The sequence below is a fragment of the Ramlibacter sp. genome (assembly GCF_035655895.1).
In the GTDB taxonomy this organism is placed as follows: Bacteria; Pseudomonadota; Gammaproteobacteria; order Burkholderiales; family Burkholderiaceae_C; genus Ramlibacter.
In genome coordinates, this window is sequence record NZ_DASRTN010000009.1 from 128,326 (window position 1) to 137,120 (window position 8,795).

The 8,795-nt window shown below is 67.5% G+C and carries 8 protein-coding genes; 5 read left to right on the forward strand and 3 right to left on the reverse strand.

All coding sequences use genetic code 11. The annotated features are described in order from the left end of the window. Positions 1-5: 5 nt before the first annotated feature. Genes VFE82_RS12335 through lptF form a run of 3 tightly spaced genes read right to left on the reverse strand, consistent with a single transcriptional unit; the run spans position 6 to position 2,574 of the window. Positions 6-374, reverse strand: a complete 369-nt coding sequence (locus tag VFE82_RS12335) for a CbiX/SirB N-terminal domain-containing protein (protein ID WP_325000613.1) — start codon at positions 372-374, stop codon at positions 6-8. Then, on the reverse strand, positions 371-1,468 hold the full coding sequence (gene lptG, locus VFE82_RS12340) for an LPS export ABC transporter permease LptG (protein ID WP_325000614.1): 1,098 nt from the start codon (positions 1,466-1,468) through the stop codon (positions 371-373). Before lptG ends, VFE82_RS12335 begins: the two co-directional genes overlap by 4 nt. Then, positions 1,465-2,574, reverse strand: a complete 1,110-nt coding sequence (gene lptF / locus VFE82_RS12345) for an LPS export ABC transporter permease LptF (protein WP_325000615.1) — start codon at positions 2,572-2,574, stop codon at positions 1,465-1,467. Before lptF ends, lptG begins: the two co-directional genes overlap by 4 nt. 35 nt (positions 2,575-2,609) lie before the next feature. On the opposite strand from lptF, the gene VFE82_RS12350 reads away from it, so the two are divergent. From VFE82_RS12350 to VFE82_RS12370, 5 genes are all read left to right on the forward strand, one after another. Next, complete coding sequence (locus VFE82_RS12350) at positions 2,610-4,097, forward strand: leucyl aminopeptidase (protein ID WP_325000616.1); 1,488 nt, start codon at positions 2,610-2,612, stop codon at positions 4,095-4,097. A gap of 3 nt (positions 4,098-4,100) precedes the next feature. Further along, positions 4,101-4,523, forward strand: a complete 423-nt coding sequence (locus tag VFE82_RS12355; protein WP_325000617.1) for a DNA polymerase III subunit chi — start codon at positions 4,101-4,103, stop codon at positions 4,521-4,523. After that, entirely contained in the window at positions 4,523-4,822 is a 300-nt protein-coding gene (locus tag VFE82_RS12360; RefSeq protein WP_325000618.1) for a hypothetical protein, read from the forward strand. Before VFE82_RS12355 ends, VFE82_RS12360 begins: the two co-directional genes overlap by 1 nt. Positions 4,823-4,948: 126 nt before the next feature. Beyond that, a complete protein-coding gene (locus VFE82_RS12365; protein WP_325000619.1) occupies positions 4,949-6,079 on the forward strand; it encodes a branched-chain amino acid ABC transporter substrate-binding protein in 1,131 nt (376 codons plus the stop codon). 321 nt (positions 6,080-6,400) lie between these two features. Beyond that, positions 6,401-8,795 (forward strand): HAMP domain-containing protein (locus tag VFE82_RS12370; RefSeq protein WP_325000620.1); only part of this gene is annotated, 2,395 nt, incomplete at its 3' end.

Consider the following 8,795-nt stretch of genomic DNA (forward strand, 5'->3'; position numbering starts at 1 on the left):
TTCGTCTAAAGGGTCGGCTTGAGCGCCTGTTCAGCCAGCAGATCCAGCACGGCCGGCAATTCGCCGACGGACCGGCTCACGGCGAGCTGCAGCTCCGGGTGGCGGCTCCGAATGTCCGCCAGCAGCACCGGCAGGTCTTCCCGGGCATGCTTGCCCACGCCGAGGAACATCGGAAAGACCGTGATGTCGCGGAGCCCGTGGTTCACCAGGCTCGCCACGGCCGACGGCAGGTCGGGCACCTGCAATTCCAGGAACGCGCACATGACGACCGTGTCCGGCGAGCGCTCGGTGATGCGCTGGGCGACCAGGTCCATCGGCCGTCGCCACGCCGGATCGCGCGAGCCATGGCCGAACAAGACGATGCCGCGGCTCATCGGCGCAGCACCAACCAGCTGAAGGCGCCCAGCGACAGCAGGGTGTAGATCAGTCCCGGCGCGGCGGCGGTCAGCCATGGCAGCCAGTTGCGCAGGTTCCCGATGTACCCGAAGACGTTGTTCAGCAGGAAGAAGCTGATGCCGATGAGCACCCCGCCGAACACATACGTGGTGATGCCGCCGGAGCGGAAATGCAGGTACGCGAACGGCAAGGCCAGCACCACCATCACCAGGCAGCTGAGCGGATAGAACACCTTGCGCCAGAACTCGATCTCGTAGCGCTGCGATGTCTGGCCGTTCTGCTCGAGGTGCTGGATGTACTCGAACAGGTCCAGCGTGCTCATCCGGTCGGGCTTGAGCAGCGCGACCGACACCATTTCCGGCGTGAGCTCCGTCGTCCACCGCAGCTCGGGCAGGACCGATCGCTCCACGTGCGCGGTGCTCCCGCCGGTATCGAAGCGGGTGCGCTGCGCCTGCTGCAGCACCCAGGCGCCATTGGTGAACGTCGCCCTGGGCGCCTGCAGCAGGGTGACCAGGAAGCCGCGCTCGTCGGCTTCGAAGATGCGCACCGACTGCATGCCGCCGTCGCCCGTGAGCGCGCCCACGTTGACGTTGTAGGTGAACCGGTCCTGCCGCTCCTTCAGCCACGCGCCGGTCTGTCCCACGCTGATGTGGCCCTGGTAGCGCGCGCGCAGCAACTGCGCCGCACGGTCGGCAGCAGGGGCGGCGTAGTCGCCGGCGGCGAAGGTCACCACGGTGAAGAGCAGTCCCAGCGCCAGCAGGGCCCGCAGCGCCCGGCCGGGCCCGAGACCGCTGGTGCGCAGGATCGTGTACTCGGAGCTCTGTGCGAGCCGCGCCATGACGAAGATCGTCCCGATCAGCACGGCGATCGGCATCAGCTCGTACAGGTGGCTGGGGATCATCAGCGCCACGTACAGCAGCGCCTGGGTCAGGCGGTAGGGCGTCACACCCTTGCCCACGTTGGGCAGTTCGTCGACGAAGTCGAAGAAGAAGAACAGCGCCAGGAAGCCGGTGGCGACGAACAGGACAGAGGCCAGCACCTCGCGGTAGACCAGCCGGCGGATCGTCCTCATGCGGCGCTCCCGCGCCTCGCTCGGCGCAGCCGCCGCAAGCCCGGCCAGGCCCAGTTGTTGTGCTGCTTGCCCAGCCAGAGCAGGGCCAGGGCGAGCGTGCCGCCGTGCAGCACGATCATGAACCCCGCGAAACTGGCCCGGCCGCCGCTCACCCAGCTCTGACCGAGGTTCAGCAGGTTGTAATAGACGATGAAGGCGAACAGCGCGAAGACGAGGTTGCCGCTGCGTCCCGCGCGCGGATTGACGCTGGAGACCGTGATGGCGATCACCACGAAGTTCAGGGAGGCCACCGCCAGGCCCAGCCGCCAGGCGAGCTCGCCGAGGTTGGCGCGGGTCGGCTCACGCACCAGCGACAGGGTGGAGCGCGTCTTGGCGGGCACGTTGTCCTGCGGGCCGACGTCGGTGGAGCCGACCTTGTTGCCCAGCTCCTCGAATTCGCTGATGCGCAACTGCTGCCCGTCCAGGGAGCTCTCCAGACGCTGTCCGTTCGACAGCAGCAGGAACTGCGTGTCGCCTTCGGTGACCACGCGGCCGCTGCGGGCCGAGGTCACGGTCTGCTTGCCGCGATCGACCGTCGAGATGAAGATGTTCTTGCCCGACTTGTTGTCCGGCGTGTCCTTGTCCAGGAAGAACACCCGACTGCCGTTCGCCGATTCCTGGAACTGGCCCGGGGCCACCCGCTCGAGGTCGCCGCGGCTGCCGTAACGGTCCTTCAAGTCCTGGGTCTGCTGGTTGGCCCACGGCCAGACCACCAGGGCCAGCACCGCGACCCCCAGCAGGATCGGCCACGCGAAGCCGAACAGCGGCCGCAGCAGCGACGACAGACCGCGGCCGGCCGAAAACCAGATCACCATCTCGCTGTCGGTGTACATCCGCGACAGCGTGCCGACGATGGCGATGAACAGGCACAGCGTGAGGATCGGCGGCAGGTAGCCCAGGACGGTGTAGCCCATGACCATCATCACTTCCTGCGGGTTCACGCTGCCCCGGTTGGCCTGGCTCAGGGTGCGGATCAGTGTCATGGTCATCACGATGGTGACCAGCACGACCAGCGTCGCTCCGAAACTTCGGGCCAGCTCTTTGCGCAGGGTGGAATGGAATAACATCGGCGCGGACCGCGACTCGCGAGAAACACGGGATTATGGACTTCGAACTCAAGACCCTCGCCTGGGCCGAGGCGTGCCGCCTGAAATGCGATGCGCTCGTCGCGCTCGTCACTGAACAGGCTTCCGGCGGCGCCGACCCGCTGTCCAGGCTGGTGCAGGAGGCGCGCAAGGCCGGCGACCTGGAGACCAAGCCCGGCAAGCTGCTGCACGCGTACCGCGCCGACGGCATCAGCGCCACCCGCCTGGTCCTGGCGGGCGGCGGCGACGGATCGGGCAAGCGGGTGCAGGCCGCGATCCACGCCGCGATGGCCTCGTTGAAGGGCAGGGCCGTCAAGCGTCTGGTCATCTGCCTGCACGAGGCCGCCCAGGACGACGCGCTGCGCGCGGCGGTCACTGCCACGGCCGAATCGAGCTATGTGTACGTGGCCACCAAGTCCAAGGCCGAGGGCCGCGAGCTGCAGCGCGTGACCATCGCCACCCCGGCCCAGCAGCCGGGCCACAAGCAGACGTTCGAAGCCGCCCGGGCGGCGGCCGCCGGCATCGAATACGCCCGCGAACTGGGCAACCTCCCGCCGAACCTGGCGACGCCGACGCGGCTCGGCGAAGAAGCCAAGAAGCTGGCCAAGGCCCACGCGCTGACTTGCGAGGTGCTGGGCCCGCGCGAGGTGGAGCGCCTGGGCATGGGATCGTTCATGGCGGTGGCGCGCGGCTCGGAAGAGCCGCTGCGGTTCATCGTCCTGCAGTACAAGGGCGCGGCACCTTCGCAGCCGCCGGTGGTGCTGGTGGGCAAGGGCATCACGTTCGACAGCGGCGGCATCTCCATCAAGCCGGCCGGCGAGATGGATGAGATGAAGTTCGACATGAGCGGCGCGGCCAGCGTGCTCGGCGTCTTCCGCGCGCTCGGCGAACTCAGGCCGGCCGTCAACGTGGTCGGCCTGATTCCCAGCTGCGAGAACCTGCCGGACGGCCGTGCCATGAAGCCGGGCGACGTGGTGACCACCATGAGCGGCCAGACGGTCGAGGTGCTGAACACCGACGCCGAGGGCCGCCTGATCCTGTGCGACGCGCTCACGTACGCCGAGCGGTTCAAGCCGGCCGCGGTGGTCGACATCGCGACGCTCACCGGCGCATGCGTCATCGCGCTCGGCGGCGTGCGCAGCGGACTGTTTGCCTCCGACGACCAGCTCGCGGACGCCCTGCTGCAGGCCGGCGAGTCTGCGCTGGACCTGTGCTGGCGCATGCCGCTGGACGACGAGTACGGCGACGGCCTGAAGACCAATTTCGCCGACATGGCCAACGTGGCAGGCCGGCCCGGCGGCGCGATCACCGCCGCCAAGTTCCTGCAGCGGTTTGCGGGCAAGTTCCCCTGGGCGCACCTCGACATCGCGGGCACGGCCTGGAAAGGCGGGGCCGCCAAGGGCTCCACGGGCCGGCCGGTGGGACTCCTGCTGCAATACCTGTCCATGCAGGCGGCGGCGCCCGTCGCGACCAAGACCCCGCGACGCAAGGCGGCCGCGCGCTGAGCGATGACCGAGATCGCGTTCCACGTCAACACGTCCGACAAGCTGGCCTATGCGTGCCGGCTGTTGCGCAAGGCGTGGACGACCGGTGCGCAGGTCGTGGTCACGGGCGAGCCGGACCTGCTGCGCGAGCTGGACGTGTCGCTCTGGACTTTCGCACCACTGGAGTTCGTGCCGCACTGCTACGGGGCCACGGCCACCGATCGCGTGCAGGCACGCACCCCGATCGTGCTGGCCGACACGCCGCGCGGCGCGCCGCACCACCAGGTGTTGGTGAATCTGGGTCCCGGGGTGCCGGACGGCTTCGAGCGGTTCGAGCGGTTGATCGAGCTGGTCGGCGCGCAGGAGCAGGACCTGCAGGCCGGCCGCCAGCGCTGGAAGCACTACGCCAGCCGCGGCTACGCGCTGCAGCGCCACGAGGCTCGCTGATGGCGCAGCGCCCCCCGCCCCGCAACGTGCCCACCCTGACCGAGGTGGTGCAGGGCGCGAGCCGTCCGACGGCGGCCGAGCGCCTGGCCGAGGAGCAGCTGGTCCACCGCATCATGCAGCGGGTCGATCTCACGCTGGACCGCCGCTTGCGGGAAGCCATCGCCAGTGTCGTGCTGGAGCACAGTCGCCAGCTCGCCCCCGCCTTGCGCATGGAGATCGAATCGGCCGTGACGGCCGCGGTGTCCGAGGCACTGGCCGAGGAACTGACCGCCCGCTCCACGCCACCCGCGCGCCGCTGAGGCGCTTGGCGCGGTGTTCGCCCGCGCCTTGGCTTTCCCCTATGGTTCGGGTCCGGAAATTGCGATATGGTCGCGCCCGTTGAGCAAACGACTCGATCTCAACCATTTTCAAGCACTGGAGGATTTATGCAGATGAAGTTCAAGTTGACCGTGGCCGCCGCGATCGTGGCATGCGGCGCAGCGTCCGCGCAGGACGTGCAAGTGGTCCGCATCGGCCACGTCGCCCCCGTGTCCGGTGCCCAGGCGCACTACGGCAAGGACAACGAGAACGGCGTCCGCATGGCCATCGAGGAGCTGAACAGCCAGAACATCAGCCTTGGCGGCAAGCGGGTGCGCTTCGAGATCCAGGCCGAAGACGATGCGGCCGACCCGAAGCAAGGCACCGCCGCGGCCCAGAAGCTGTGCGATGCCAAGGTGGCCGGCGTGGTTGGCCACCTGAACTCGGGCACCACCATCCCGGCGTCCAAGGTCTACAACGACTGCGGCATCCCGCACGTCACCGGCGCGGCCACCAACCCCAACCTGACCAAGCCCGGCTACAAGACCACCTACCGGATCATCGCCAACGACAACGCGCTCGGCGCGGGGCTGGCGCTCTATGCCGCCGATGCCCTCAAGCTCAAGCGCATCGCGATCATCGATGACCGCACGGCCTACGGCCAGGGCGTCGCCGACGTGTTCAAGAAGACTGCACAGTCCAAGGGCATCCAGATCGTCGACGAGCAGTTCACGACCGACAAGGCGACCGACTTCATGGCGATCCTGACCGCCATCAAGGCCAAGAACCCGGACGGCATCTTCTACGGCGGCATGGACCCGCAAGCCGGCCCGATGCTGCGTCAGATGGAGCAGCTGGGCCTGTCGAACGTCAAGTACTTCGGTGGCGACGGCATCTGCACGTCCGAGATCGCGAAGCTGGCGGCCGGCGCCAAGACCCTGACAAACGTGGTGTGCGCCGAAGGCGGCGCCTCGCTGGCCAAGATGCCGGGCGGCGAAGCATGGAAGAAGAAGTACGACGCCAAGTTCCCGGGCCAGTTCCAGGTGTACAGCCCGTACACCTACGACGCCACGTTCGTGCTGGTCGATGCCATGAAGCGCGCCAATTCCGCCGATCCCAAGGTCTACATGCCCAAGCTGATCGAGACCAGCTTCAAGGGTGTCACGGCCAACATCGCCTTCGAGCCGAACGGCGAACTGAAGAACCCCGCCATGACCCTGTACGTCTACAAGGACGGCAAGAAGACGCCGCTGAACTGACCGGCGACCATCTCTGAAAGGCCGCCCCTGGGCGGCTTTTCCGATTTCTGGGCGTCCATGTCCCCACCCTCGTGAAAAAGGTCGCTCCAACGAACACCCGGTGGTTACCGGCGGCTGCGGTTCGTCGTGCACCCCGGCCCTGCGCTAAGCTTCTGTCCATGTAGTACGCAGGGCCCATTTCTCGTAGGCGCCCTCCTACAACCCGCGCCGGCATTGGCTCAGCGGGCCGTTCCAAGGCGGAGGAGGTTGCCTCATCCGTCGCAAATCATTACGCTGCGCAACCGCCCGTCCGGGTGACGGGTGTTGACGCATGGGGATCACATGGAAGTACTGGCAAAACTCCCGACGACTGAGCAGCGCGAGGGCGAGCTGCGGCTGGTGTTGAACGCGCTCGGCGCGTTCCGGCGCGGGGACACGGGCGTGTCGCTGCCCACGGATTGGAAAGGCGTGTACGGCAAGATCGCCGCGGAGTTCAACGAGCTCACTGCGCAGGCCGCGCGAACCACGCACAAGCTCAAGTCGCTCGAAACCGTCTCGCGGCTTGGCGGCAAGGCCGGCCGGCGGCTGGTGGACGAGAAGCTCACCGGTTTCTGGCAAGACAACGTCGCCGCCATCAACCTGCTGGTCGACGAGCTGGATGTCACCAGCGAGAACAGCCGGGCGCTGCTCAAGGGCCTGACGGACCTGAGGAAGGGCAATGCCAAGGCGCAGCTTCCGCCGGACTGGCCGGGCGTGTTCGGCAAGGTGGCCGATGCCTTCAACGATGTCGTGGCCGAGAACGTGCGCATCTCCCAGGAGCTGGCCAGGCTCTCGCGCGTGGTGGGCAAGGAGGGCAAGCTGAAGGAACGCGCCCAGATGCCGCATGCCAGCGGGTTCTGGCGCGACAGCGCCGACTCCATCAACTCGCTGATTGCCGACCTGGTGCACCCCACGTCCGAAGTGGCACGGGTGATCGGCGCGGTCGCGCAGGGCGACCTGTCGAAATCGATGGCGCTGGAGGCCGATGGCCGGCCTCTGGAAGGCGAGTTCCTGCGCACCGCGATGATCATCAACAAGATGGTGCAGCAGCTGGGCACCTTCGCGGCGGAAGTGACTCGCGTGGCGCGCGAGGTGGGCACCGAGGGCAAGCTGGGCGGCCAGGCCGACGTGCAGGGCGTGGCCGGCACCTGGAAGGACCTGACCGACTCCGTGAACTTCATGGCGTCGAACCTGACATCGCAGGTGCGGAACATCGCCGAGGTGACGACCGCCGTGGCGGCGGGCGACCTGTCCAAGAAGATCACGGTGGACGTCAAGGGCGAGATCCTGGAGCTGAAGAACACCATCAACACGATGGTGGACCAGCTCTCCTCGTTCGCCTCGGAGGTGACGCGCGTGGCCCGCGAGGTGGGTACCGAGGGCAAGCTGGGCGGCCAGGCCGACGTGCAGGGCGTGGCCGGCACCTGGAAAGACCTGACCGACTCGGTGAACTCGATGGGCTCGAACCTCACGGCCCAGGTGCGGAACATCGCCGAGGTGACGACCGCTGTGGCGGCCGGTGACCTGTCCAAGAAGATCACGGTGGACGTGAAGGGCGAGATCCTGGAGCTGAAGAACACCATCAACACGATGGTGGACCAGCTGCGCTCGTTCGCTTCGGAGGTGACCCGCGTGGCCCGCGAAGTGGGCACCGAGGGCAAGCTGGGCGGCCAGGCCGACGTGCAGGGCGTGGCCGGCACCTGGAAGGATTTGACCGATTCGGTGAACTCCATGGCCGGCAACCTGACGGCCCAGGTCCGGAACATCGCCGAGGTGACGACCGCGGTGGCGGCCGGGGACCTGTCCAAGAAGATCACGGTGGACGTGAAGGGCGAGATCCTGGAGCTGAAGAACACCATCAACACGATGGTGGACCAGCTGCGCTCCTTCGCCTCGGAAGTGACCCGCGTGGCCCGGGAGGTGGGCACCGAGGGCAAGCTGGGCGGCCAGGCCGACGTGCAGGGCGTGGCCGGCACCTGGAAGGACCTGACCGACAACGTGAACTTCATGGCCGGCAACCTGACGGCCCAGGTGCGCAACATCGCCGACGTGACCAAGGCGGTGGCGGCGGGCGACCTGTCCAAGAAGATCACGGTGGACGTCAAGGGCGAGATCCTGGAGCTGAAGAACACCATCAACACGATGGTGGACCAGCTCTCCTCGTTCGCTTCGGAAGTGACCCGCGTGGCCCGTGAGGTGGGCACCGAGGGCAAGCTGGGTGGCCAGGCCGACGTGCAGGGCGTGGCCGGCACCTGGAAGGACCTGACCGACTCCGTGAACTTCATGGCGTCGAACCTCACGGCCCAGGTGCGCAACATCGCGGACGTGACGACCGCCGTGGCGGCCGGCGACCTGTCCAAGAAGATCACCGTGGATGTGAAGGGCGAGATCCTGGAGCTGAAGAACACCATCAACACGATGGTGGACCAGCTGCGCTCGTTCGCTTCGGAAGTGACCCGCGTGGCCCGGGAGGTGGGCACCGAGGGCAAGCTGGGCGGCCAGGCCGACGTGCAGGGCGTGGCCGGCACCTGGAAGGATCTGACCGATTCGGTGAACTCCATGGCCGGCAACCTGACGGCCCAGGTGCGCAACATCGCCGACGTGACCAAGGCGGTGGCGGCGGGCGACCTGTCCAAGAAGATCACGGTGGACGTCAAGGGCGAGATCCTGGAGCTGAAGAACACCATCAACACGATGG